We start from the raw sequence: 23,128 nt of genomic DNA, 5'->3' as shown, positions 1-23,128 counted from the left end.
CACGACTTTGCAATCGCCCTGTGGCCTTGCAGCTCTTGCCGCTGGCTCTGGTGACCGGGGGCTTCCCGCGTAGGCCTTGAGGGGCCCGGCGTTGGCGAATCGGCCCCGGTCGTCGCCGATCTCGGCCAGCACCCGGGTGCCGGTCAGCGCTGCGCCGCGGTTGATTGTCCATGAGGCCCCGCAGGCTGTCCCGGTGCGGCGGCTCTTGGTTTTGTGCTGGTCAGGCCGGTGTGCGCGGTTCGTAGGACAGTGCGATGCGGTGAGGTTGGTGTCACTGGGATGCGTTGGCCTGGACAACGGAACGCGGCGTAGCAGTTGGGTACTGCGCAGTTTCACTGGTCGGCGACGAGAGTTGTCGTCGGCCAGTGGCGGCCAGGGGCGTTTCAAAGTCCTGGTGATCGCGTGAGTCCGCAGGCCAGGCGGTCGGGCTGGGCCCACCACGTGTACAACGAAGCTCCGGTTGAACGGGGTGACCTTCCCAAGTCGCCCTGAACCACCGGAGCTTCGATGTGCCGCCAGTCTGCCACCGTCTGTCTCGTCAAGTCGCCGGCTCTGGAGGGTGTTGCGGGGCTCTCCTTGCCGGAACGGCTGCGAGTGCTGCCGACCCGCGCCGACGGAGTGGAGTGCGTCACCCGTTCGTGGCGGTGCTGCTGGTCGCCGCCTCGGCGGTGATCGCCGGCGCTCGCTCCTACGCGGCGATCGGCCACTGGTCCGCGAGTGCTCCGCAGCACGCCCTGGCCCGGCTCGGAGCCCGCGTGTTGCCCGCGGCCAGCAACGACCACCCGATCGAGACTCCCGTTCGACGCACACCCCTCAAGATCGGAACGACAACAGTTACTCAGGTGATCAGGTGATCAGGTCACCTTGAACTGGGCCATCATGCCCATCGCCGAGTGGTCGATCAGGTGGCAGTGGTAGAGGTACGTGCCCCGGTACGTGTCGAAGGTCGCCTGCACCTTGACCGTGTCACCCGGCATCAGCCACACCGTGTCCTTGAGACCCGACTCGGCGGGCCCCGGCGCCTTCCCGTTGCGCTCGATGACCCGGAACTGCACCAGGTGCATGTGGAAGTTGTGCGGCAGGAACGTGTTGACGTTCGTGATCGTCCAGACCTCACTGGCGCCGTGGCGGATGAAGGCGTCGATGCGCTCCGGGTCGTACACCTTGTCGTTCAGGTAGCCCGGCGCATTCGGGTTGTCGCTCTCGTCCATCCGCATCACCACGCTGCGCTCAGCGGTGGGCGTCGGCAGGGCCGGCAGGGTGCGCAGGACCGACGGGACCTGGCTGGTGTCGGCGGCGGTGCGGACCACGTCGAAGCGGAGCACCTGGCCGAACTTCTCGACCGGCCCGCCACCGAGGTTGGTGTTCTCCAGGACGATCTTGGTGCCCACCGGGTAGCGGGAGAAGTCGATGACGATGTCCGCGCGCTCGCCCGGCGAGAGCTCCACGGAGTCGGTGCGGAACGGCTTGGGCAGCAGACCGCCGTCGGAGCCGATCTGGATCAGCTCGCTGCCGTCGGCCAGGCGCAGCGTGAAGGAGCGCAGGTTGGACGAGTCCAGCAGCCGGAAGCGGTACTTGCGGGCGGCGACCTGGAAGTACGGGTACGCCTTGCCGTTCGCCAGCAGCGTGTCGCGGCCGTCGAAGTCGTTCATCTTGTAGACGAGCTGGCCCGTGTCGTCGAAGCCGGCGTCGCGGATGGCGATCGGTACGTCGTAGGCGCCCGAGGGCAGCGACAGGCCCTGCTCGACGGCGTCCGTGATCAGGTAGGAGCCGGCCAGGCCGCGGTAGACGTGCTCGGACTCCATGTGGTGCGCGTGGTCGTGGTACCAGAGCGAGGCGTGCGGCTGCTTGTTCGGGTACGTGTACGAGCGGACGTCGCCCGGCTCGATGGTCTCCATCGGCGAGCCGTCGTTCTCCGGGGCTACCGAGGCGCCGTGCAGGTGGACCGAGGTGGGCATGTCGAGGTTGTTGACCTGGAGGACCTCGACGGTGCGGCCGGAGCGGGCGCGGATGGTGGGGCCGGGGAAGGAGCCGTTGTACGTCAGGACGTCGGTCTGGAAGCCGGGCACGATCTCCTTGCGGGCGGGCTTCATCGTCATGAGGTACCGATCCACGCCGTCGGCGGTGGAGTACGGGGTGAGGACGGGCGGGATCGGCATCGCGAGCTTGAACTTCTCGACGGCGAGCGCGGCGGCTCCGGCGGGGGCGACGGTCGCGGCCTCGGCGTCGGGTCGGGCGAGCAGCGGTGTGAGGGCGGCACCGGTGAAGGCACCCGCGCCGGCTGTGACAAGGGATGCTCTGAGCACGGTACGTCGGGTGGCCATGGCCTTCTCCTGAGTCGGCGGATCTCGGCCTGCCGGCCGGGCGGCCGCAAGCCTGCCGACTCCAGCAGGCCGCACTTGAGCGGTGCTGGGAGGAGGGAGGGGCTCCGCCTGGGAGCAAGATCGATTGATGGCCCCAGGCGATGAAAAAGAACAGGCCGCCCGGTATATTTCTGCTGTCGCAGAGAACACCGGCCGGGGGGAAGGCATCGCTGTGCCTGAGGACAACGAGAACGTGACGGTGGCCGGCGGAGAGCCGGCCACCACGAGTCCGCCGGGTCCGCCCGGTCCGTCAGCCGGCCGCGTCCGCCGTCTCAGCGGCTTCCGCGAGTGCGGCCACGGCCTGCGACTGCGCCAGGGCCTCGGCGTAGACGGCCGCCCCGCGGCCCTCGGAGATGTCCACGGAGGCGAGCACCGAGGACAGCACGATGCTGGGCAGCAGGTGGCGCAGCAGTGCGGAGACCCGGACCACGAGGTCCTGGTAGTCGCTGAGCGCCTGGGACATGGACTGGATGCCGGCGTAGGTGCCCACGATGACGTCGGCGGTCTCGGCCGGTACGACATGGGGCAGCAGCTCGCCCTGGGCCTGGGCTTTCTCCAGCAGCCCCCGGACGAGGTCGCCCCAGCGCAGGAACGGGCCGCTGCGGTCGAGGCCCTGCGCCAGCTGGTCCATCGTCAGCCGGACGGCCGCCCGGACGATCGGGTCGGTCTGCAGGCGGTAGGTGTGCAGCATGACCACGTCCACGATCTCCTGCATCTTGGACGCGCGGTCGGGGATGACGAGGTTCTGGTCCTGGGCGGCGAGCACCCCCTGGGCCAGGTCGTCCTTCGACTGGAAGTGGAAGTAGAGGGCGCCCTTGGTCACGCCGGCGGTGGAGAGGATCTCGGAGATCGTCGCCGTCTGGTACCCGCGCTCCTCGAACACCTTGGCCGCGGCCAGCAGGATGCTCCGACGCGTACGGATGGCCCGCTCTTGCTCCGCCACTATGCCCTCCAGTTGATCGCCGAACCCCGGAAAGGCTCCGTGCACAAACCGTCTGGTTCGTATATTACAGCGGGTCACCGCCGTGCCAACCCACTCAAACCGGATAACAGTTATGCGCCACTCCGGGAGGCCCTCCGATGATCCTCGTGACCGGTGCCACCGGGATGGTGGGGCGCGAGGTGGTCCGAGGGCTGCCCGCCGACGCGGCGGTGCGCATCCTCGCCAGGGATCCCGCGCGCGTCTTCGGAGCGCCCTCCCACGCCGAGATCGTCCCCGGGGACTACGGCGATCCGAAGAGCCTGGCCAACGCCCTGTGCGGGGTTCGCAGCGCGTTCCTCGTCACGAACCGCGTCGGCGGGGACCAGGACGCGTGTTTCCTGCGGGCCGCGCGGTCGGCGGGGGTGCGGCACGTGGTGAAGCTCTCGGCCGCCGCCGTCGAGGACTGCCAGGCCGATGATCTGATCACCCGTTGGCAGCGGGGGAACGAGGATCTCCTGCGCGATTCCGGGATGGAGTGGACGCTGCTGCGTCCGCGCTCCTTCATGTCCAACACGCTGTCCTGGGCGGCCTCCGTCCGCTCGGAGCACGTCGTCCGTGCCCTGTACGGGTCCTCGGCCAACGCCTGCGTCGATCCGCGGGACATCGCGGACGCGGCGGTACGCGCGCTCACCGAGCCGGGGCACGCCGGCCGGGCGTACACGCTGACCGGGCCGCGGGCCATCACCGCCGTCGAGCAGACGGCGCAGCTCGCCGGGCTGCTGGGCCGTCCGCTGCGGTTCGAGGAGCTGGGGCCGGAGCAGGCCCGCGCCCTGCTGGGCACACGCCATCCCGCGCCCGTGGTGGAGGCGTTGCTGCACAGCGCGCGGCGGCAGCGGGACGGGGCCAAGGCCCGGGTGGAGAACACGGTCGCGGAGCTGGCGGGCCGGCCGGCGAGGTCCTTCCGGGCATGGGCCGGGAACCACCTCGCGGCCTTCATGCCGGCCTGACGCCGCCTGGCGGTGCTCGCGTGCCGCCCCGGCGCTGCCTGGCGGTGCTCCCGCTCTGCCCGGCGCCGCCCGGCGCTGCCCCCGCGCCGGCTGTTCGCCGCGGGGGCAGTCGCCGCTGCTACGCGGCCGCCGTCACGGTGGAGCTGAAGACGAGCTCGCCCTCTTGACGGCCCGTCACACGCACGGCCTCCACCCCTCCGGGTACGGCCTGGGGGAGGCGGTGGGCCTCCACCACGCAAGGCGCGTCCAGCTCGGCGTACCGCTTGAACGTGCTGGTGATGCCGAGGGGGAGGAAGGAGGAACGTTCCAGCGCGGCGGCCGCCGCCTGCCGGGCGGCCTCCAGCAGGACCATGCCCGGCACGTGGTCGACCGGGTGGTCGAAGAGCACGGGGTGGCGGGTGTCCACACGCAGCTGCCAGCGGTTCGCCTCACCGATCGGCGAGAGCACCACATCGGACGGGGACAGCCGCCCCACGCTCTGCGGTGCGGCGGGCGCCGTCAGGGGAAGAGCGCGGTAGTCGGCGTCGAAGACGCGCTGCGGACGCACCCGCCTGTATACGGCCGGGCTGGTGCAGGTGTAGGAGATCCGCCCCGTGGCGACGAGCTCTCCGTCGCGGCGGACGGCTGCCTCGTAGCAGAGTCCGGCCAGGTTTCCGCCCCGGCGCCTGACATCCGTACAGGTGACGTCGATGTCGATCGAGGCGGGCATCTGGCCGAGCTCCAGGTGCTCCGGGTGGACGGTGAGGTCGAGGTCCCACATGAGGAAGTGGTGCCCGAAGGGGACGCCGAACTCGGCGTGCCCGAGTAGAGAACCGACCTGGCGGATTGTTTCAGCAACCATCAACGGATCGTGATGCTCCCCGTCGATCGGAGTGAAGAAGCTGTGGCTGCGGGACCACTGTGCGGCCACTCTGAAGTGCGTGTCGTCCTGTCGCTCCCAGCCGGTGAGCATCACCTCGGCGACCGCGGCGCGGTGCACGAACTCCTTGGGGACGGTGGCCGTCAAAGTGGGGTAGCTGAAGGCTGCGTGCCCAAGAGGTAAAGCCGTGACGTCCCCTGCCGGAAAAGCCTTGATCGCTGCGCGTTCGACTCGAAACGTGCTCGCGGTCATTGTTCCCCCTGAAACAGCGTTGGCGAGATTTGCGGTGTGAATGGGTTCGAGGCGAGAAAAGATACATACCAACCGGTTTAATATCTAGGGGAAGTCGATCCTCCGGAACCGAAAAATCTGGAGCGGTACGTTCCGTCCCACCCCCTCCGGACATCGCCCCAGGTCCACGTCGTGCGGGCCTCACTAGATCTTGTTCAGCGGCTCTGCCGGATCTCAAGCGGGACAGGAGTCCCTCTTTAGGCGCGTGACGGACGGTGTCTGGAGGCCTGAGGAGGGGGAATGGGCGTTCCGGACAGTGGGAAGCTCGCGCTTCGTATCGAGCGTGGGTGGGCCAGCGATGAAGAGCTGGCCGCGGTCACCGTTGTGCTGTGTTCGGCACTGGCCGCGCGCGGCGAGGAGGACGGCGAGGAAAAGTCGCCGGATATGCCGAGGTGGCAGCCCGAGCGGTCCACCGCGGCCTATCGCTCTCCGTACAGCTGGCAGTAAGGCCGGCCACAGGGGCCGGCAGGTAGTGATCCATGGCTGATTCGTGTGCGCGCCATGCTCCAGCTTTACAAACCGCATAGGCGGTTTGTTACGGTGAGGGGCATCGATCGGGCCGCACTCTTGAGGGAGGGACGTGTCGTGACTGTTCTGAGTGACATCTCTCGGGCCTCTGTGCTGGCGGCTGACGCTCACGGGCGTGTGGCCGAACTGCACGCGACCCGCGAGCAGGCCCGGCGCGGCCCGAGCGAGAAAGCGACCGAGGCGCAGCACGCCAAGGGCAAGCTGACCGCCCGCGAGCGCATCGAGCTGCTCCTGGACGAGGGCTCGTTCAACGAGGTCGAGCAGCTCCGCCGGCACCGGGCGACCGGGTTCGGCCTGGAGGAGAAGAAGCCCTACACCGACGGTGTGATCACCGGTTGGGGCACGGTCGAGGGCCGGACGGTCTTCGTCTACGCGCACGACTTCCGGATCTTTGGCGGCGCGCTGGGCGAGGCTCACGCGACGAAGATCCACAAGATCATGGACATGGCCATCGCGGCCGGTGCTCCGCTGGTCTCGCTCAACGACGGTGCGGGTGCCCGTATTCAGGAGGGCGTCTCCGCCCTCGCCGGCTACGGCGGCATCTTCCAGCGCAACACCAAGGCCTCGGGCGTCATCCCGCAGATCAGCGTGATGCTGGGCCCGTGCGCCGGCGGCGCCGCGTACTCCCCGGCGCTGACGGACTTCGTGTTCATGGTCCGGGACACCTCGCAGATGTTCATCACCGGCCCGGACGTGGTCAAGGCGGTGACGGGCGAGGAGATCTCGCAGAACGGGCTGGGCGGCGCGGACGTGCACGCCGAGACCTCGGGCGTCGCGCACTTTGCGTACGACGACGAGGAGACCTGCATCGCCGAGGTGCGGTTCCTGCTGTCGATGCTGCCGCAGAACAACCGCGAGTACCCGCCGTGCGTGCCGTGCACCGACCCCCAGACCCGGCGGTCGGACGTGCTCCTGGAGCTGGTGCCGGCGGACGGCAACCGTCCGTACGACATGCTCAAGGTGATCGAGGAGCTCGTCGACGACGGCGAGTACCTGGAGGTCCACGAGCGCTGGGCCCGCAACATCATCTGCGCCATGGCGCGGCTGAACGGGCAGGTCGTCGGCATCGTCGCGAACCAGCCCGGCTTCCTCGCGGGTGTGCTGGACATCCACGCCTCGGAGAAGGCCGCGCGGTTCGTGCAGCTCTGCGACGCGTTCAACGTCCCGATCATCACGCTGCTGGACGTCCCGGGCTTCCTGCCCGGCGTCGACCAGGAGCACGGCGGCATCATCCGCCACGGCGCCAAGCTGCTGTACGCGTACTGCAACGCCACCGTCCCGCGGATCTCGCTGATCCTGCGCAAGGCATACGGCGGCGCGTACATCGTCATGGACTCCCAGTCCATCGGCGCCGACATCACCTACGCCTGGCCGACCAACGAGATCGCCGTCATGGGCGCCGAGGGCGCGGCCAACGTCATCTTCCGCAAGCAGATCGCGGACGCCGAAGACCCCGAGGCCATGCGGGCCCAGATGGTCAAGGAGTACAAGGCCGAGCTGATGCACCCGTACTACGCGGCCGAGCGCGGCCTCGTCGACGACGTCATCGACCCCGCCGAGACCCGGTCCACCCTGATCAGCGCTCTCTCGATGCTCCGCAACAAGCACGCCGATCTGCCGTCCCGCAAGCACGGCAACCCGCCGCAGTAACGGAGCACTTGATGGTCAAGCAGGAACGTGCGGTGCGCACTCGGGAAGCCCTGATCCGATCCGCGGCCGAGATCTTCGACCGCGACGGCTTCACGATGGCCTCGCTCACCACGATCAGCAGGCAGGCCGGGGTGAGCAACGGTGCGCTGCACTTCCACTTCGCCAGCAAGGCGGCCTTGGCGGACGCCGTCGAGGACACCGCGCTGGCGCGGCTGAGGATCGTCGCCGAGGGCCGGCAGCCGGGTGGAGGCGGCTTCCTCCAGCACGTCGTCGACGTCACGCACGGGCTCGCCCGGGGCCTGGCCGGCGACGTGGTGCTGCGGGCCGGCTTCGAGCTCAGCAGCCGTCACTCCCGGCCGCCGCGTACCGACCTGCGGGCGCACTGGCAGCAGTGCATCGAGCAGGCGCTGGAACGGGCCGGGGAGCGGGGCGAGCTGCGGCCGGGGGTGACGCCCGCGGCGGCGGCCGCCGCGGTGGTGGCCGCCACCGTGGGGTTCGAAGTGCTGAGCGGCCGCAACGCCACCTGGCTCTCCCCGCAGACGGTCAGCGAGTTCTGGCGGCTGCTGCTGCCGGGGCTCGCGTCCGGCGAGGTCCTCGCCGCGCTCAAGGCGGAGGGTTCCTAGTGCCGTGGCCGGAAAGGTTTGCCGGGGCGCGGCGTCCGGTGCGGTGCAACGCAAGGCGGAGGACCGCGGCNNCGACCCGGTGAACCTTGCCGGTCACGGCACTAGCTCCTTCTTCGTTCGTCCGCCCCGGCTCTCCGCACCCCCGCGAGGGCCGGGCTCTCGGTGTGTCCCCGCGGGGCCGACTCGTGACGGTTTCCGCTCGGTTGGGCGAGGACGCGCGCGACGGAAAGTGGTCATCGGGCAGGTTGGATGGCTCCTGAGGATTGACAAACCGACCGTGCTGTTTTTTTATGGAGCAGTCCGGTTTTGGCTGCGCACATACCCCGGCAGCGGAACCGCACAGGCCGGATCTCGGCCTCCGGACGAACTCTTGGGGGAGACGTGGACATCGAAGTGCTGGGCGCGCTGTCGGTGCGTGAGAACGGGGTGTCGATCGCGCCCACGGCACCGAAGCCGAGGCAGGTCCTGGCCCTGCTCGCGCTCCATGCAGACCAGGTGGTCCCCGTGGCCACGCTGATCGAGGAACTGTGGGGCCAGACCCCTCCGCGCAGTGCGCGCACCACGTTGCAGACCTACGTCCTGCAACTGCGTGAACTGATCACCGAGGCGCTGTCCCACGGCGAGAACGAGCGGTGCACCGCCAAGGACATCCTGGCCACCCTCCCCGGTGGGTACCGCCTGGAGACGCGGCGGGGCACCGTCGACTACCGGGAGTTCGAGCGCCGCGCCGGCGCCGGCTACCGGGCCATGGACGCCGAGGACTACACGGGAGCCGCCCGCCGCCTGGCCGACGCGCTCTCGCTGTGGACCGGTTCGGCCCTCACCGACATCCAGGCCGGCAGCCAGATCGACATGGAGATCAAGCGGCTCGAGGAGGCCCGGCTGTGCGCACTCGACCAGCGCATCGAGGCCGACCTGCGCCTGGGACGCCACCGCGAGCTGCTGTCGGAGCTGACGGTCCTGGTCAACCAGTACCGGATGCACGAGAGCCTGCACGGCCAGTTCATGCTGGCGCTGCACCGCTCGGGCCGGCGGGGCGAGGCCCTGCACGTCTACCAGCGGCTGCGCGCCACCCTGGTCGCGGAACTGGGCCTGGAGCCCTCGGCGGCCCTCAGCCGCCTTCAGCGCTCGATCCTGGTGACGCGCCCCGAGCCGGCGGCCGCGGCCGGCGGCGCGCGGCTTGTCGCCGGATGAACCGACCGACGCGCCGTCGCACGAGAGGGACGGCGCGTCGGCGCGTTCAGCGGGCCGTCACTGGCCCGAAGCGCGCCTTGAGGCAAGCCCGTTCGGCGCAAGCCCGTTCGGCGCGAGCCGGCTCGACGTGAGCCGGTCGACCCTGCTGACCAGATCCCGCTGCTCTCGCGAGAGCCGCTCGATGTGCCGGCGCAGCCGGGTGATCTCGTCGCGCAGCAGGTGCACGCTCACCTCGCCGTCGGCCCACTCGTCATCGCGGCCCCCATCGGCGCCGTTGCCACCCACCGCCTCGCCCAACGGCCCGGCGGACGCCGGCGGATCGTGCGGCCACTGCGCCACCCGCATCCTGGGGCCCTCGGCCCACCCGTGCGCGGCGGAGCCCATCCGGCCCGCCTCCGCCCGTGCCTGTCCGGCCGTGCCCGGTACGGGGTCCTGATGGTGGAGGATCGCTTCCATACGGCCGCGCAGCACGGGCCCGGGTTCGATGCCCAGGTCGTGCACCAGCCGCCGGCGCGCCCGCTCGTACGCGCCCAGCGCCTCCGCCTGCCGGCCGCACCGGTACAGCGCCGTCATCAGCAGCTCGTAGAACCGCTCCCGCAGCGGGTGAGTGGTGGTCAGCTCTTCCAGCTCGCCGGTGATCTCGTCGTACCGGCCCGCCCGCAGACACGCGTCGTACAGCGCCTCGAGGGCGACCAGCCGGCTCTCCTCCAGCAGCGAGGCCTCGGCCGAACAGATGGTTCCGCGCCCGCTGCCCTCCAGGGCCGGGCCGCGCCACAGCGCCAGCGCCTCGCGCAGTACGCCGGCCGCCCGGCCGGGGTCGGCGGCGGCCAGCGCCCGCCCCTCCGTGACCAGCCGGTGGAAGCGCTGCGCGTCCGTGTCGGTGCGGCCCAGGCGCAGTACGTAGCCCATGGGCCGGGTCACCAGCCACTCGTGGTGCGGCTCGCCCGAGCCGGGCGCGGGGACCGGCAGCAGCCGGCGCAGCCGGGCCACGTGGGCCTGGAGGGCGTTGGCGGCGTTCGCGGGCGGGTGTTCGCCCCACAGTTCGTCGACGAGCCGCTCCGCGGGCATCACCTGGCCCGCCTTCGCGACGAGTGCGCCCAGCAGGGCGCGCTGCTTCGCGCCGGTGGGCACGATCTGTACGTCGGCACGGTCGTCGTAGATCTGGACGGAACCCAGAATCCGAAACTCCATCTCATCCTCGCACGGGGAAATTCGACGAGTCTGCGGCCAGAGATCCCTGACTCGGCATTCTCTCCGAATAGCCGCGGATCTTTTTCCCTCCGTAGCAGACAGTAGCTGCCGTGCGGCCTCGGTGCGGGATTCCCCAGCGGGCTACAGGGAGTTGTGGAAGATTCCTTGAGGGCGTTTCAGGTGCGGGCGCCGGTCAGCTCCGGAAAGCCGACCTGGACCCCGCGGCGGTGATAGTCGCTCAGCAGGGCCAGCAGCATCGGGCCGGGCAGGTCCGGCAAGAAGTCGTGCCTGCGCCGGGCGCCGCCGCCGACCGCGCCGTCCGCCTCCCCCGGCCGGGCCGACGTCGTCAGACGGCCCAGCAGTCCCCGGGTGAGCGAGTCCGCGCTGCGGGTCGTGCCCGCACCCTCAGATTCCGTCGCCATGGCCGGAAAGCTAACAGCACCCGTGCGCCCCGGACAGAGTGTTCACCGGGCATCACCAGCTCGCGGACGCTTTGTCAGCAGGATGTCAGCGCGGCGTCAGAGGCCCTTCCGTGGCTCATTGCGAGAGCCGCTCGAGAAGCACTCAAAATTTTCTGGCGGGCCGATCGTCAGGAGCTACTGTTCCCCTCGCTCGCGGTCAGTGGCAATGCCAGAAAAAGCCGGGAGGCGACAGTATCTAATGACTCGATCACCGGCTCAGAACCGACGGCGACCGACAAGGCGCGGAGGGAATCATGAAGATAAAAGTCCTGGGTGCGTTGAATGCCGAAGTCAATGGGGTATCAATCGTTCCGACCGCCGGGAAACCCCGCCAGATCCTGGCACTGCTCGCCCTGTACCCCGGCCGGATCGTTCCGGTGCCCACCCTCATGGAGGAGATCTGGGGCACCGACCTGCCGCAGAGCTCCCTGACCACGCTCCAGACGTACATCCTGCAGCTGCGCCGCATGCTGGGCACCGCCATGGGGCCCGACGTACCCGGCTCGGCCAAGGACGTGCTGGCCACCCGGTACGGCGGCTACCTGCTCCAGATCCCCACCGAGGCGGTCGACGTGTACGCGTACGAACGCCTGGTGGCCGAAGGGCGGCAGGCCTTCGACGACGGCGAGGACGAGCACGCGTCGCTGCGCCTGCGCGAGGCGCTCGCCCTGTGGGAGGGGCCCGCGCTGGTCGACGTACGCGTCGGGCCGATCCTCGACATCGAGGTCATGCGGCTGGAGGAGAGCCGCCTGGTCGCCCGAGAGCGCCGGATCGACGCCGACCTGCGGCTGGGGCGGCACGTCGAACTCATCTCCGAGCTCACCGACCTGATCGCCCGCCACCCCCAGCACGAAGGGCTGCACTCACAGGCGATGGTGGCCCTCTACCGCTCCGGCCGGCAGGCCTCCGCGCTCGACATCTACCGCCGGCTGCGCCAGCGGCTGATCGACGACCTCGGCGTGGAGCCCTCGCCCCAGCTCCAGCGCATGCACCAGGCGATGCTCGCCGTCGACCCGCGCCTGGACGTCGTCGCCGGACCGCGGCGCAGCTCGACCTTCGACCTGTACGCGGCCTGAGAGCGAGGCGGTGGATCCGGCCCGCCGGGCGGCGCTCCCGATCGAGCACCGCTCAAGGCGGACAGATGAAGCTCAGGCTGCGGATGCCTGCGTCACAAAGGCCCGCGCCGCGGGCGGGTGCGTTGCGACGACCGCGCCGCGACCACATCGTCGTACGACGAATCGCGCCGTACACAGCTTCCCAGGAGGAGGGCGACGGATGGTTTCCCGCACGGAGGTCGACGAGGCGGGGGACGGGCGGGTCAGGCTGCACTGCCTCGCCCACGCGGGCGCGGGAGTGGCCAGCTATCGCCGCTGGCCCGTGGCGGTCGGGCCCGCCGTCGAGGTGGTCGCCCTCCCGCTGCCCGGTCGCGAGAGCCGGCGGCGCGAACCGCGCGTCACCGACCGCGACGGTCTCCTCGCCGACCTGCTCCCGACGCTCCTGGAGTCGGCGCAGGCCGGGCCCTACGCGCTGTACGGGCACAGCCTGGGCGCCCTCGTCGCGTACACGCTCACCCGCGCGCTGGCCGACGCCGGCGCGCCGCCGCCGCTGTTCCTCGCGGTCGGTGCCTGCCTGCCCCCGCACGTCGCGACCGCCCTGGTGAGCGCGGCCGACCAGCCCGACGAGGAACTGCTGCCGCTGCTGGGCCACCTCGGCTCGCTGCCGCAGGGGCCCGCCGCGTCCCCTGGCGGGCTGTGGCACCGCAGCGTCCTGCCCGTACTCCGTGACGACCTGCGCCTGGCCAAGTCGCTGCGGGACGCGGCCCTGGACCCGGTGACCGGCGGGCACGTGGACATCCCCGTACTCGTCTTCGCGGGGAGCGACGACCCGCTGGCCGCGCCCGCCGCGCTCAGCGACTGGCAGCAGTGGGCCACCGGGCCCATCGAGGCGCGCACCGTCGACGGCGACCACTTCTTCGCGGGCGACACGGCCCTGCCGCAGCTGGTCGGGCAGGCCTGCCGCGACCACGCGGCCGCGCTGCCGGCGGGAGGCAGCCGGTGAGGCGTGTCGTCATTACCGGGGTCGGCGTCGTCGCGCCGGGCGCGGTGGGCACCGGGAACTTCTGGTCGATGCTGACGTCGGGCCGCACCGCGACCCGGGGCATCACCCTCTTCGACGCCTCCACCTACCGCTCGCAGGTCGCCGCCGAGGTCGACTTCGACTCCGCCGCGCACGGCTTCACCTTCGCCGACACCGAATGCCTCGACAGGGCCGCGCAGTTCGCACTGGTCAGCGCGCGCGAGGCGGTCGCCGACAGCGGGCTCGGCGACGCGCTCGCAGGCGAAGGCGCCGCGGGCGACCCGCTGCGCACCGGGGTCAGCCTGGGCAGCGCGGTCGGCTGCACCACGGGCCTGGCCACCCAGTACGCCATCCTCAGCGACCTGGGAAGCACCTGGACCGTCGACCACACCCTGGCCCCCGACTGCCTGTACGACTACTTCGTGCCGAGCTCGCTGGCAGCCGTCGTGGCGCGCGACAGCGGCGCGCAGGGGCCGGTCAGCGTGGTCTCCAGCGGCTGCACCTCCGGCCTCGACGCGATCGGCCACGCCGCCGACCTGATCCGTGAGGGAAGCGCCGACGTCATGATCGCCGGCGGTACCGAGGCACCGATCTCCCCGATCGCGATGGCCTGCTTCGACCGCATCCGGCTCACCAGCCCGCGCAGCGACGACCCCGCCACGGCGAGCCGCCCCTTCGACCGCACCCGCGACGGCTTCGTACTCGGCGAGGGCTCGGCCGTCGTGGTCCTGGAGGAACTCGAACACGCCCGCCGGCGCGGCGCCCGCGCGTACGCCGAACTGTCCGGCTTCGCCGCGTACAGCAGCGCGCACCACATGACGGGCCTGCGCCCGGGCGGGCAGGAGATGGCCTACGCCATCCGGGCCGCCCTCGACGCGGCCCGGCTGAACCCGGTCGACGTCGACTACATCAACGCGCACGGCGCCGGGACCCCGCACAACGACCGGCACGAGACGAACGCCTTCAAGGTCAGCCTGGGCGACCACGCCCGCCGCGTCCCTGTCAGCTCCATCAAGTCGATGATCGGGCACGCGCTCGGCGCCGCCGGCGCCCTGGACGTGGTGGCCAGCGCACTGGCCATCCAGCACGACACCGTGCCGCCGACGGCCAACCTGCACGAGCCCGACCCGACCTGCGACCTCGACTACACGCCGCTGTTCGCGCGGGAGCAGCGCACCAGCACGGTGCTCAGCGTCGCCAGCGGCTTCGGCGGCTTCCACAGCGCCACCGTGCTCACCCGGCCGCAGCTGAGGGAGGCGGCGTGAGCATGCGGGAGGCGCTCGTCACCGGCATCGGCGTCGCCGCGCCCAACGGCCTGGGGGCGCGCACCTGGTGGAACGCGACGCTGCGCGGCCGCAGCGGCATCGGCCCCATCACCCGCTTCGACGCCCGGGGGTACCCGGTGCGCATCGCGGGCGAGATCCCCGGCTTCGTCGACGAGGACCACATCCCCAGCAGGCTGCTGCCCTCGACCGACCGCGTCACCCGCATCGCGCTCACCGCGGCCAAGGAGGCCCTCGCGGACTCGGGCGCCGACCCGGAATCCCTGCCCGAGTACGCGGCCGGTGTGATCACCGCCAGTTCCGCGGGCGGCACCGAGTTCGGCCAGCGGGGGCTGGCGGCGCTGTGGGGCAAGGGCGCCAAGCACGTCAGCGCGTACCAGTCCTTCGCCTGGTTCCACGCGGCGAGCACCGCGCAGATCTCCATCCGGCACGGCCTGCGCGGCCCCGGCTCCACCATCGTCAGCGAGCAGGCCGGCGGCATCGACGCGCTCGCCCGCGCCCGGCGCCGGATCCGCTCGGGCGCCAGCCTGATGGTCACCGGCGGGGTCGACTCGATGCTGTGCCCGTGGGGCTGGGCCGCGCACCTCGCGGACGGGCGGATGAGCACGGCCGCCGATCCCGAGCGGGCCTACCTGCCGTTCGACGACGCGGCCGGCGGCCATGTCGTCGGCGAGGGCGGCGCGCTGCTGGTCGTGGAGGACGCCCAGGAGGCGGCCCGGCGCGGCGCCACCGGCTACGGGGTCGTCGCCGGCTGCGCGGCCACCTTCGACGGGCCGGATCAGCCGCGGCTGCGGGAGGCGGCCGAACTCGCGCTGGCGGACGCGGGGGTGACACCCGGCCAGGTCGACGTCGTGTTCGCGGACGGCGCGGGCGAGCGGGCGGCCGACCGGGCCGAGGCGGCGGCGCTGTGCGCGCTGTTCGGGCCGTACGGGGTGCCCGTCACGGTGCCCAAGTCGATGACCGGGCGGCTCGGCGCGGGCGGCTCCTCCCTGGACCTGGCGGCGGCCCTGTTCGCGCTGCGCGAGAAGGTGGTGCCGCAGACCACGGGGACCGGGCGGGCCGCGGACGACTGCCGGCTCGACCTGGTCACCGGCGGGCCGCGCGCGCTGCCGGGCCTGCGCACCGCGCTGGTACTGGCGCGGGGCCGCGGCGGCTTCAACTCCGCGGCGGTGGTACGGGCACCGGCGGCGGCCTGACGTCCGAGAACCGGCGCCGGCGAACCCGGCGCCTGCGAACCGGCGTCCCCGAACCCGTCGCCTGCGAACCGGCGTCCCCGAACCCGTCGCCTGCGAACCGGCGTCCCCGAACCCGTCGCCTGCGAACCGGCGTCCCCAAACCCGGCGTCCCCGAACCCGTCGCCTGCGCCTGCGAACCGGCGTCCGAGATCCCGACATCTCCGAATCCGGCATCCGAGCTGCGCGGGGCGACTGACGCTTGTCAGCGCCGTACGGCAAGCTGAACAGCGCGGGCGTCCTCCTCGGTTAGGACGAGGAGGACGCCCGCCCCGAGATTCAGCGGCTACCGCCCGCGTACGCGGAGAACACCGACCACGCGGCCGCGGTGAACCCGAGAACCGGCGCCCCGGGCTCCCCCTTGCGCTTGGAGTCCCGGACGTGGACCGCGCCGGGCTGCCGGCACGCTTCGACGCACTCTCCGCTCGTCCCACCGCTGTAGGAGGACTTGAACCATTCGCCGTACGGACGGTCGACGTTGGTGTTGCTCATGCTGCTGCCTCTCGTGCTAGTCGATCAAGAAATGCAGGGGTCTCATGCACGGGCAGAGCTCCCTGGGTGAGGAAGTGGAAGCGCCGGTCGAACTGCTTGACCGGTCGCTCCTTCGACAGGACGCGGGCCTCACCGCTGACCGTCGAGCTCACGACAGCCGGCCCTGGAAGGTCCTTCCGGTCGAAGTCGAGAAGGAGGAATTCGCCGCCGGCCACGCGGTAGGCCGGCGCGGCAAACGGGATGATCTGCACGGTGACGTTCGGCAGAGCGCCGAGCCGCTTGAGCTCCTCGTACTGCTCCCGCATCACGTCCGGCCCGCCGACCATGTTCCGCAGCGCGGACTCGTCCATGATGCATACGAGCTCCATGCCATCGTCGGTGATCCGCTTCTTTCGGTTCAATCGGACCTCGACCGCGTTCTCCACGAACTCTGATGTGCGATCGTCCGCGCTGCGCGCCGACTCGATCAACGAACGTGCGTACCCCTCGGTCTGCAGCAGCCCGTTGACGACCATGGGCGTCCATGCCCGAGCGGTGCGGGCGCCAGATTCGAACGCGAGGAAGGTGGTCAGCCCGGACGGTAGGACGGACACCTTGGGCGTCCACCAGTCCTCTTGCTTCGCATTTTTGTACCAGTCGGTCAGTACCTCCGCGCTCTCAAAGCTCACGTCGTAGGCCTTGAGGAGCTTGGTGAACTGCTCTATCCGCTGGAAGCCGCTCGTGCCGCTCTCGACCCGGCTGATGGCCGAGGGCGCGCAGCCGATCTTCTTGGCCGCCTGGTCACCCGTCAACCCGGCCTGCTCACGTAGACGGGTGAGCTCGGCCCCAAGGGTGATCCGCAGGAACGTCGCTCGCACGTTTGCCGCCATACGCCTTGCCTCCTCTCCGGTTCGGACTGCGCGAGCCTCGGTCCCGATGGTGACAGCTGCGGCTCCCGTCTCGCGACCGGCGGTACGCCCCCTCTGGCCACCGGTTCGCCTTCGCCGCGACTCGGTTCGCCCCATGTCATATACCAATCCACGGTCGCGGGCAATTGCGATGCGGGTTCTGATTGCACATCAACTCTGTTTGGTAGGACCGTAGTCGAGCCGCCCGGGAGCCGGTGACCACCAGCCGCGCACACCCCGGCCTTGGGCGGCTTCCACTGCCTTGCCTGCTGAGGAGCACCGCCGTGACGGCCATGACCAAGCTGGAGCTTGACGACTGGATGGACCGTGACAACGCCGTTCAGCGCCATTGGGCGGGAGTCGGCACGCCTCCGGCACGGCAGTCCGATCCGCTGGCCAGGCTGCTGGGGTTTCGCACGGACGGGGTACGCGCCGCCGGCGAGGTTGCCCGGCAGAACGGCCGCAAGCTTCGTGTCGTCCGCTACGTGCAGGCCCCCGAGCACGAGGCCGGCCCCCAGTTCGAGGCCCTGGAACTGGTTGCCCAGTCCCGCCACTTCCAGGTTCGCAGCGAGCTGTGCCTGGACCCGGCCGGCCCCGCGCTGCTGGAGTACCGCCCCGGCCTGGCGGCCGCGCGATGTCTGCTGCGCGCCGGGTTCGCGGACGGGCTGGTGGCGCCAACGTACGAGCACATCAGCCCGGACCTGCGGGAGTACGAGCGGTTCTTGAAAGCGATGGCCGAGCGCGGCTGGTTCGTGGCGTTGGCCCTCTCAGAGACCGGCCGGTGAGCGGCTTATGGGCGTGGGTGGATCGACGGCGCTGGATGGATGAGTACGGGGGCTGGCGGCAGTGGATCTTGCAGGCGGTGCTCGTGCTGATCGTGTTCGGACTGATGGTCGCGTACTGGTACGCGACGGAGAGAGGGGACGATGACCGTGGAGCACGCCAGGGCGGAGGAGCCGGGCAAGCTGCCGGTGCGCACGCCGCAGCAGGAGCTGAGGCGGAGGCGGCTCTTGGAGGACCTGGAGCCCACCGAGAATCTGGTTGCCGTTGCTGGCCGAGAGTACCTTTCGGCGATCGGCGTGGGTGAGGGCCGCCTGTCTCGTCGGGGAGGTACGTCGTGAGCAGCCTGCCGACCCTGACGAACGACCTCGGCCTCTCCCGAGTGCCGGCCGACCCGATAGAGGCGCTGCGCAAGCGCATGGACTGGGATCGCTTCTACTGCGCCCCGCACCCTCAGGAGAACCTGCCTTTCACGAAACTGGAGCTGGAGGGCATCCGGCGGCACGTTCTTGGTGCGGGGATGAAGACGGCCGTGGACGTGGGCAGCGGCTGGGGGGTGCTGACGACGGCGTTGGCCCGTGAGGGCCTGCGTACGACCGGCTACGACTGGTCGCCGGTCGCGGTGGAGCGTGCCCGCGAGTTCTGGTCCGACGAGAAGCGGCTGTCGTTCGAGGTTCACGACTTCCTGACAGGCAACGCACCGCGGGCGCTGGTGCCGGGCAGCGTGGACGTCCTGGCGTGCCGGCTGGTGCTGCCGTATCTCGATGTGCACCGCTTCATGACCGACGCCCGCCGCTGGGTCAAGCCCCGAACAGGCGTGGTCTACGTGGTGGTGCAGGTGTGGGAGCAGCAGCCCGACGGCTACTTCCGCGGCTACCCGAACCAGCTGATCGAGCAGCTGCGGGAGGGCTGGTTGCACACGGAGCGCTGGGATCTGGACTGGTCGACTGAGTTCACGGCGCTGGCCCTGACCGGCCCGACAGGCTACTGAGCCGCCGCCTGGCCGGTGTTGAGCCAGCCCCGGGACGGGTGAAGACCCGCCTTCCACGTACCGGGTCAACCCGGACTGGCTGCGCGAGCAGTACCAGGCATGGGGTGTGCCGCTGCGCGACCGGTCGGCGGCCGCGCGGACCCGCGGGGCCGCCGCCGCTGACCAGCCGTGCCCGCGGGTAACCCCTCGCCGCCAGATCACGGAGAAGCGCTGTCGCCTCCCCTTGACCTGGCGACCATGCGGTTCCGGCCGATCTCCAGGGGCTATCGCGCCCCGCGGCGCATACCCCGGCCGCCGGGGCAGCGGCCTGGCTAGCGTCGCCGCACACCGTCCCACCTCGCGTGGCAGTTCTCTACGTACGGCGTCCCGGCCCACACCCCGCTGAGGGGCTGGTCGGCTTGGGGCTTCCAACCGCTCCACCACGACAAGAAACAGGTAACCGAATGACCCATCTTGAAACTGCCTCTCCCGAGGCGCTGCGTACCGCGATGGTGGACCAGCTTGTCAGGGCGGGCACCATCCGCAGCAAGCCGGTAGAGGCCGCGTTCCGGACCGTTGCCCGTCACGCGTTCGCCCCGGAGGCACCCCTCGTTCAGGCGTACGCCGCCCACGATGCCGTGCCCACGAAGAAGAACGAGCACGGCATCGCCATCAGCTCCGTCTCTGCCCCCGACGTCCAGGCGATGATGCTGGAGCAGGCCGAGGCCCAGGCGGGAATGCGGCTCGGTGAGGTCGGCTCCGGTGGCTACAACGCCGCCCTGATGGCAGAGGTGGCAGGACCGGACGGCTCGGTCGTCACCATCGACATCGACCCCGACGTCACCGACCGCGCCCGACGGCTGCTGGACGCGGCTGGGTACGAGGGGGTTCGGGTCGTCCTTGCGGACGCCGAGCACGGCTTCCCCGACACCGGCACCCTGGACCTGCTGATCGTGACCGTCGGGGCCTGGGACATCCCCCCTGCTTGGACCGATCAGCTTGCAGAGGACGGCCGATTGGTGGTGCCGCTGCGCACGCGCGGACTGACCCGTTCGATCGCCTTCGACCGCGACGGCGACCGCCTCGTGTCCCGTTCGGCGTGCAGCACGGAGCGGGAGAGCCGGTCGAGCCGCTCGGTGACCTTCTTCTCCGCCCCGATCCGGTGCACTGTGGAGATCAGCAGCTCCACCAGCGCGTCCGTGATCTCCCGCTCCCGCTCGTGCAGCAGCGCGGCCAGCAGCGTCACCCGCAGCGGCAGCGGGTGCGTACGAAGGTGGGACGGAGACTCCACCGCTGTATACGGTCCGCCCCGCTGCTCGACGAACCGTCGGGATCCGGTGGAGCCGCGCCGGAGCGACCGGCGGTCGTGGGCGAGGCGCGGGGCGGGCTCGAGCGGGCCTCGAACCAGACCCGTGCGGATCGCGAGCGGTTCCGGACAGGGTCATGGGCACGGCCGTCGAGCAAGGACATCGGCAGCGACTGTGAAGGGTGTGGAAGATGCCTGATGCGCGAGTGCACCGCGCGGTCTACGAAGTGACCGCGTCGGCCCCGGCCGACGTGCTGTACGGGCTGATCGCCGACGCCACCCAGTGGCCGTTGTTCTTCCAGCCCTGCATCCACGTCGAGCAGCTGGACTTCGACGGGACCCGGGAACGGCTGCGCATGTGGGGCACCGCGGGCGACACGATCACCTCCTGGTTCTCCACCCGCCGCCTGGACGTGGGGCGCCAGCGCGTGGAGTTCTCCATGGACCTGCCCGCCGCCCCGGCCGAGTCGATGAGCGGCGTCTGGACGGTGAAGCCGCTCGGCGACCGCTCCAGGGTGACCCTGGAACACACCTTCACCGTCGCCGGGGACGCGCCCGGCGACGTGGCCTGGGTGAAGCAGGTAGTACGCGACAACAGCCGCGCCCAGCTCGAACAGCTGGCGGCGCTCGCCGCGCGCTGGAAGCGCCTCGACGACCTGGTGCTGTCCTTCGAGGACACCGTGCGCATCAAGGGCCCCTCCGAGCTGATCTTCGACTTCCTCTACCGGGCCCAGGACTGGCCCTCCGAGCTGCCGAACGTACACACGCTGGAGGTGGTGGAGGACCAGCCGGGCGTCCAGGTGGTGTCCATGGGCAGTTTCTCCAGCGACGGCAGCGCACAGGAGACCAAGTCGGTCCGGATCTGCTTCCCGGGCGCGGGCCGGATCGTCTACAAGCAGACGCAGACCTCCCCGCTGCTGTTCGCGCACACCGGCGAATGGTCGGTCGAGGCCGACGAGTCGGGCGTCAACGTCACCGCACGGCACAGCGTGCTGCTGCACGAGGACAGCATCGAGCAGGTGCTCGGCGAGGGCACCAGCAGGGAAGCCGCCGGCCAGCACGTGCGCGACGCGCTCGGCCGGGCCGGCCTCCTCGTCCTGCACCACGCCGCGCAGCACGCCGTCAGCGCGGTGCGGGTCCTGTGACGGCCACGACGGATACGCCGGACGCGGGCACCGCCGCAGCCACCCCCGCGGCGGCCCACGCCGGGCTCGCGCGGCCCCCCTTGCGCGACGCCGGCGAGCCCGGGCGCGCCACCCGCCTGGAGGCCGCGCTCGGCGACCCCTTCGACCCCGGCAACCCCCACGGGCACCTCGCGCTGCTGCGCGCCGACGACGCCCGGGAGGTACCCGAGGCCACCGAGGAACTGCTCGCACGGGCCGGGCTCGCCGCCGAGTTCGTCCCCCACGACCTCGGCGGACGCCTCACCGACCTGGAGGAGCTGGCCCGCGTGCTGCGGCCGGTCTTCCGCCGCGACCTCGCGCTCGGCTACGGCTTCGGCGTCACCTCGCTGTTCGCCGCGTCCTCGGTGTGGACCGCGGGCACCGAACGCCAGCGGCAGGCGCTCGCCCGGGTCCTGCTCGACGGCGGCCGCGTCTCGATCGTGCACCGCGAAGTGGCCCACGCCAACGCCATCCTGCGCCACGAGCTCACGGCGGCCCGGACCCCGCACGGCGGCTTCCTGCTGAGCGGGCGCAAGGAGGCCGTCATCAACGCCGACCGCGCGGACGCCTTCGTCTCGTACGCGCGCACCTCGGACGAGGACGGGCCCGGCAGCCACTCGGTGCTGCTGCTGGGACCCGGTGAGCCCGCCTCCGGCGAGGTGCGCCGGCTCGCGCGGGTGGAGACGCCCGGCATGCGCGGCGCGCGGTTCTCGGGCCTCGAACTCACCGACGTGGCCCTGCCCGGGACCGCCCTCGTGGGCTCCGTCGGCGACGGCGTGTCGCTGGCGCTGCGCAGCTTCCAGATCAGCCACTGCCTCGTCCCGGGCACCGTGCTCGCGGGCGTGGACAGCGTCTTGCGGCAGGCCGTGCGCGCGGCCACCGAGGGCCGCCCCGACGGGCAGCCCGCCCGCCGCTGGCACAAGGTGCTCTCCGGGGTCTTCGCGGACCTGCTGGCCTGCGACGCCATGGCCGTCACGGGGCTGCGCGCGCTGAGCCTGCTGCCGCAGGACGCGTATCTGCTGGCGGCGGCGGTCAAGTACATGATGCCGGACCTGCTCCGGGAGGACCTGGAGGAGCTGGCCACCGTGCTCGGCGCCCGGGGCTACGACCGCGGGCCGCGCTACGGCGGCTTCCAGAAGCTCGCGCGGGACCTGCCCGTGGCGGGGCTCGGGCACTCCGGGACGGCCGTCTGCCAGGCGGTACTGGTGCCCCAGCTGCCCAGACTGGCGCGCACGGCGTGGTTCCGCAGCCAGGAGCCGCCCGCCGAGCTGTTCCGGCCCGGCGCGCCGCTGCCGCCGTTCGACCACCGCAGGCTCGCGCACTTCGGTACGGACGACCTGCTCACGGCGACGCTGATCGGGGTCGCCGAACGGCTCGCGGACCAGCGCTCACGGGGGCCGCTGTGGGACGCGCTGGCCGGGCTGGCGCAGACGTTCGTCGAGGAACTGCGGGTGCTGCGCGCGCGGTGTTCGACGCTAGCCGCCTCGGGGAACACGGCGTTCGACCCGCAGGCCTGCGCACTGGCCGACCGCTACGCCCTGGTGCTGGCCGCCGCCGCCTGCCTCGGCGTCTGGGAGGGCCAGGCCGGCAGCGGCTCCTTCCTGGAGTACCCCGCGTGGGCGGTGCTGGCCCTCGGCCGCATCGGCCGCAGGCTCGGCGCCCGGGTGCCGGAACTGCCCGCCGAGGCCGCGGAGACGGCCCTGGCGGAGGTGCTGGGCCGCTGTCGCGAGGGGCGCAGCCTGGACCTGTACGGGACGGAGCTGGCCTGCTGAGCCGGTGGCGGCGGTCGCAGCGCGGGGACGTGCCGGGGCTGGTCGCCCGCCCAGACAGACGCAGCGACCGCCTGGACG

22 protein-coding genes and 1 pseudogene are annotated in these 23,128 nt (G+C 71.3%); 15 read left to right on the top strand and 8 right to left on the bottom strand.

Annotated features, from left to right (window positions below; translation table 11 throughout):
* Positions 1-147 (bottom strand): annotated as a pseudogene (locus J7I97_RS14700) (transposase); the annotation flags it as partial.
* A gap of 362 nt (positions 148-509) precedes the next feature.
* Between J7I97_RS14700 and J7I97_RS39580 the strand changes: the two are divergent.
* Positions 510-854, top strand: coding sequence for a transposase family protein (locus tag J7I97_RS39580; RefSeq protein ID WP_308363486.1), 345 nt, complete (start codon positions 510-512; stop codon positions 852-854).
* Here the strand turns inward: J7I97_RS39580 and J7I97_RS14690 are convergent, their stop codons facing one another.
* On the bottom strand, positions 855-2,324 hold the full coding sequence (locus J7I97_RS14690) for a multicopper oxidase family protein (RefSeq protein WP_214934884.1): 1,470 nt from the start codon (positions 2,322-2,324) through the stop codon (positions 855-857).
* 289 nt (positions 2,325-2,613) lie between these two features.
* Complete coding sequence (locus J7I97_RS14685) at positions 2,614-3,306, bottom strand: ScbR family autoregulator-binding transcription factor (protein ID WP_214934882.1); 693 nt, start codon at positions 3,304-3,306, stop codon at positions 2,614-2,616.
* A gap of 137 nt (positions 3,307-3,443) precedes the next feature.
* Between J7I97_RS14685 and J7I97_RS14680 the strand changes: the two genes are divergently transcribed.
* Entirely contained in the window at positions 3,444-4,292 is an 849-nt protein-coding gene (locus J7I97_RS14680; protein ID WP_214934880.1) for an NAD(P)H-binding protein, read from the top strand.
* Positions 4,293-4,410: 118 nt separating this feature from the next.
* On the opposite strand, the gene J7I97_RS14675 is transcribed toward J7I97_RS14680, so the two are convergent.
* On the bottom strand, positions 4,411-5,298 hold the full coding sequence (locus J7I97_RS14675) for a ScbA/BarX family gamma-butyrolactone biosynthesis protein (protein ID WP_251049471.1): 888 nt from the start codon (positions 5,296-5,298) through the stop codon (positions 4,411-4,413).
* A 384-nt stretch (positions 5,299-5,682) separates the two neighbouring features.
* Between J7I97_RS14675 and J7I97_RS14670 the strand changes: the two genes are divergently transcribed.
* The 4 genes from J7I97_RS14670 (at position 5,683) to J7I97_RS14655 (ending at position 9,437) form a co-directional block, all read left to right on the top strand.
* On the top strand, positions 5,683-5,889 hold the full coding sequence (locus tag J7I97_RS14670; RefSeq protein WP_214934876.1) for an acyl-CoA carboxylase subunit epsilon: 207 nt from the start codon (positions 5,683-5,685) through the stop codon (positions 5,887-5,889).
* A 147-nt stretch (positions 5,890-6,036) separates the two neighbouring features.
* The gene (locus J7I97_RS14665) at positions 6,037-7,620 is read left to right on the top strand and encodes an acyl-CoA carboxylase subunit beta (protein ID WP_214934903.1); all 1,584 of its coding nucleotides are present in this window, start codon (positions 6,037-6,039) and stop codon (positions 7,618-7,620) included.
* An 11-nt stretch (positions 7,621-7,631) separates the two neighbouring features.
* Positions 7,632-8,243, top strand: a complete 612-nt coding sequence (locus J7I97_RS14660; protein ID WP_251049472.1) for a ScbR family autoregulator-binding transcription factor — start codon at positions 7,632-7,634, stop codon at positions 8,241-8,243.
* Positions 8,244-8,624: 381 nt separating this feature from the next.
* Entirely contained in the window at positions 8,625-9,437 is an 813-nt protein-coding gene (locus J7I97_RS14655) for an AfsR/SARP family transcriptional regulator (RefSeq protein WP_214934872.1), read from the top strand.
* A gap of 57 nt (positions 9,438-9,494) precedes the next feature.
* Here J7I97_RS14655 and J7I97_RS14650 read toward each other — a convergent pair whose 3' ends face one another.
* Both J7I97_RS14650 and J7I97_RS14645 read right to left on the bottom strand, forming a co-directional pair.
* Entirely contained in the window at positions 9,495-10,628 is a 1,134-nt protein-coding gene (locus J7I97_RS14650; RefSeq protein WP_214934870.1) for an AfsR/SARP family transcriptional regulator, read from the bottom strand.
* Between the two features lie 176 nt (positions 10,629-10,804).
* Entirely contained in the window at positions 10,805-11,050 is a 246-nt protein-coding gene (locus J7I97_RS14645) for a hypothetical protein (RefSeq protein ID WP_214934868.1), read from the bottom strand.
* 293 nt (positions 11,051-11,343) lie between these two features.
* On the opposite strand from J7I97_RS14645, the gene J7I97_RS14640 reads away from it, so the two are divergent.
* The 4 genes from J7I97_RS14640 (at position 11,344) to J7I97_RS14625 (ending at position 15,644) form a co-directional block, all read left to right on the top strand.
* Positions 11,344-12,165 carry an AfsR/SARP family transcriptional regulator gene (locus J7I97_RS14640; RefSeq protein WP_214934866.1) on the top strand — a complete coding sequence of 274 codons (822 nt, stop codon included), beginning with the start codon at positions 11,344-11,346 and terminating at the stop codon, positions 12,163-12,165.
* 199 nt (positions 12,166-12,364) lie between these two features.
* Positions 12,365-13,147, top strand: a complete 783-nt coding sequence (locus tag J7I97_RS14635) for a thioesterase II family protein (RefSeq protein WP_214934864.1) — start codon at positions 12,365-12,367, stop codon at positions 13,145-13,147.
* Positions 13,144-14,430: a beta-ketoacyl synthase gene (locus tag J7I97_RS14630; RefSeq protein WP_214934862.1), complete on the top strand. Its 1,287-nt coding sequence runs from the start codon at positions 13,144-13,146 to the stop codon at positions 14,428-14,430. Before J7I97_RS14635 ends, J7I97_RS14630 begins: the two co-directional genes overlap by 4 nt.
* Before the next feature lie 2 nt (positions 14,431-14,432).
* Positions 14,433-15,644, top strand: coding sequence for a beta-ketoacyl synthase N-terminal-like domain-containing protein (locus J7I97_RS14625; RefSeq protein ID WP_214934901.1), 1,212 nt, complete (start codon positions 14,433-14,435; stop codon positions 15,642-15,644).
* A gap of 315 nt (positions 15,645-15,959) precedes the next feature.
* Here the strand turns inward: J7I97_RS14625 and J7I97_RS14620 are convergent, their stop codons facing one another.
* Positions 15,960-16,172, bottom strand: coding sequence for a DUF397 domain-containing protein (locus tag J7I97_RS14620; protein ID WP_214934860.1), 213 nt, complete (start codon positions 16,170-16,172; stop codon positions 15,960-15,962).
* Positions 16,169-17,041, bottom strand: a complete 873-nt coding sequence (locus tag J7I97_RS14615; RefSeq protein ID WP_214934858.1) for a helix-turn-helix transcriptional regulator — start codon at positions 17,039-17,041, stop codon at positions 16,169-16,171. Before J7I97_RS14615 ends, J7I97_RS14620 begins: the two co-directional genes overlap by 4 nt.
* A 302-nt stretch (positions 17,042-17,343) precedes the next feature.
* Here J7I97_RS14615 and J7I97_RS14610 point away from each other — a divergent pair, with 302 nt between their 5' ends.
* From J7I97_RS14610 to J7I97_RS14590, 5 genes are all read left to right on the top strand, one after another.
* Positions 17,344-17,844 (top strand): hypothetical protein, encoded by a 501-nt coding sequence (locus J7I97_RS14610; RefSeq protein ID WP_214934856.1) that lies wholly within the window; start codon positions 17,344-17,346, stop codon positions 17,842-17,844.
* Between the two features lie 332 nt (positions 17,845-18,176).
* Positions 18,177-18,830, top strand: a complete 654-nt coding sequence (locus J7I97_RS14605; RefSeq protein ID WP_214934854.1) for a bifunctional 2-polyprenyl-6-hydroxyphenol methylase/3-demethylubiquinol 3-O-methyltransferase UbiG — start codon at positions 18,177-18,179, stop codon at positions 18,828-18,830.
* A 443-nt stretch (positions 18,831-19,273) separates the two neighbouring features.
* Positions 19,274-20,314, top strand: a complete 1,041-nt coding sequence (gene fxlM / locus J7I97_RS14600) for a methyltransferase, FxLD system (protein WP_214934852.1) — start codon at positions 19,274-19,276, stop codon at positions 20,312-20,314.
* Positions 20,307-21,260, top strand: coding sequence for an aromatase/cyclase (locus tag J7I97_RS14595; RefSeq protein WP_214934850.1), 954 nt, complete (start codon positions 20,307-20,309; stop codon positions 21,258-21,260). Before fxlM ends, J7I97_RS14595 begins: the two co-directional genes overlap by 8 nt.
* Positions 21,257-23,050, top strand: a complete 1,794-nt coding sequence (locus J7I97_RS14590) for an acyl-CoA dehydrogenase (protein WP_214934848.1) — start codon at positions 21,257-21,259, stop codon at positions 23,048-23,050. Before J7I97_RS14595 ends, J7I97_RS14590 begins: the two co-directional genes overlap by 4 nt.
* Positions 23,051-23,128 lie beyond the last annotated feature (78 nt).

The sequence above is a fragment of the Streptomyces sp. ISL-87 genome, from assembly GCF_018614095.1.
GTDB lineage: Bacteria > Actinomycetota > Actinomycetes > Streptomycetales > Streptomycetaceae > Streptomyces.
This window is presented reverse-complemented; position numbering and strand designations above follow the sequence as displayed.

Excerpts from the sequence above, each read along its gene's own strand:
- J7I97_RS14595 (WP_214934850.1), top strand. The coding sequence starts at position 20,307 with ATGCCTGATGCGCGAGTGCACCGCGCGGTCTACGAAGTGACCGCGTCG.
- J7I97_RS14640 (WP_214934866.1), top strand. The coding sequence starts at position 11,344 with ATGAAGATAAAAGTCCTGGGTGCGTTGAATGCCGAAGTCAATGGGGTA.
- J7I97_RS14660 (WP_251049472.1), top strand. The coding sequence starts at position 7,632 with ATGGTCAAGCAGGAACGTGCGGTGCGCACTCGGGAAGCCCTGATCCGA.
- J7I97_RS14620 (WP_214934860.1), bottom strand. The coding sequence starts at position 16,172 with ATGAGCAACACCAACGTCGACCGTCCGTACGGCGAATGGTTCAAGTCC.
- J7I97_RS14650 (WP_214934870.1), bottom strand. The coding sequence starts at position 10,628 with ATGGAGTTTCGGATTCTGGGTTCCGTCCAGATCTACGACGACCGTGCC.
- J7I97_RS14680 (WP_214934880.1), top strand. The coding sequence starts at position 3,444 with ATGATCCTCGTGACCGGTGCCACCGGGATGGTGGGGCGCGAGGTGGTC.
- J7I97_RS14645 (WP_214934868.1), bottom strand. The coding sequence starts at position 11,050 with ATGGCGACGGAATCTGAGGGTGCGGGCACGACCCGCAGCGCGGACTCG.
- J7I97_RS14615 (WP_214934858.1), bottom strand. The coding sequence starts at position 17,041 with ATGGCGGCAAACGTGCGAGCGACGTTCCTGCGGATCACCCTTGGGGCC.
- J7I97_RS14690 (WP_214934884.1), bottom strand. The coding sequence starts at position 2,324 with ATGGCCACCCGACGTACCGTGCTCAGAGCATCCCTTGTCACAGCCGGC.
- J7I97_RS14635 (WP_214934864.1), top strand. The coding sequence starts at position 12,365 with ATGGTTTCCCGCACGGAGGTCGACGAGGCGGGGGACGGGCGGGTCAGG.
- fxlM (WP_214934852.1), top strand. The coding sequence starts at position 19,274 with ATGACCCATCTTGAAACTGCCTCTCCCGAGGCGCTGCGTACCGCGATG.
- J7I97_RS14670 (WP_214934876.1), top strand. The coding sequence starts at position 5,683 with ATGGGCGTTCCGGACAGTGGGAAGCTCGCGCTTCGTATCGAGCGTGGG.
- J7I97_RS14625 (WP_214934901.1), top strand. The coding sequence starts at position 14,433 with ATGCGGGAGGCGCTCGTCACCGGCATCGGCGTCGCCGCGCCCAACGGC.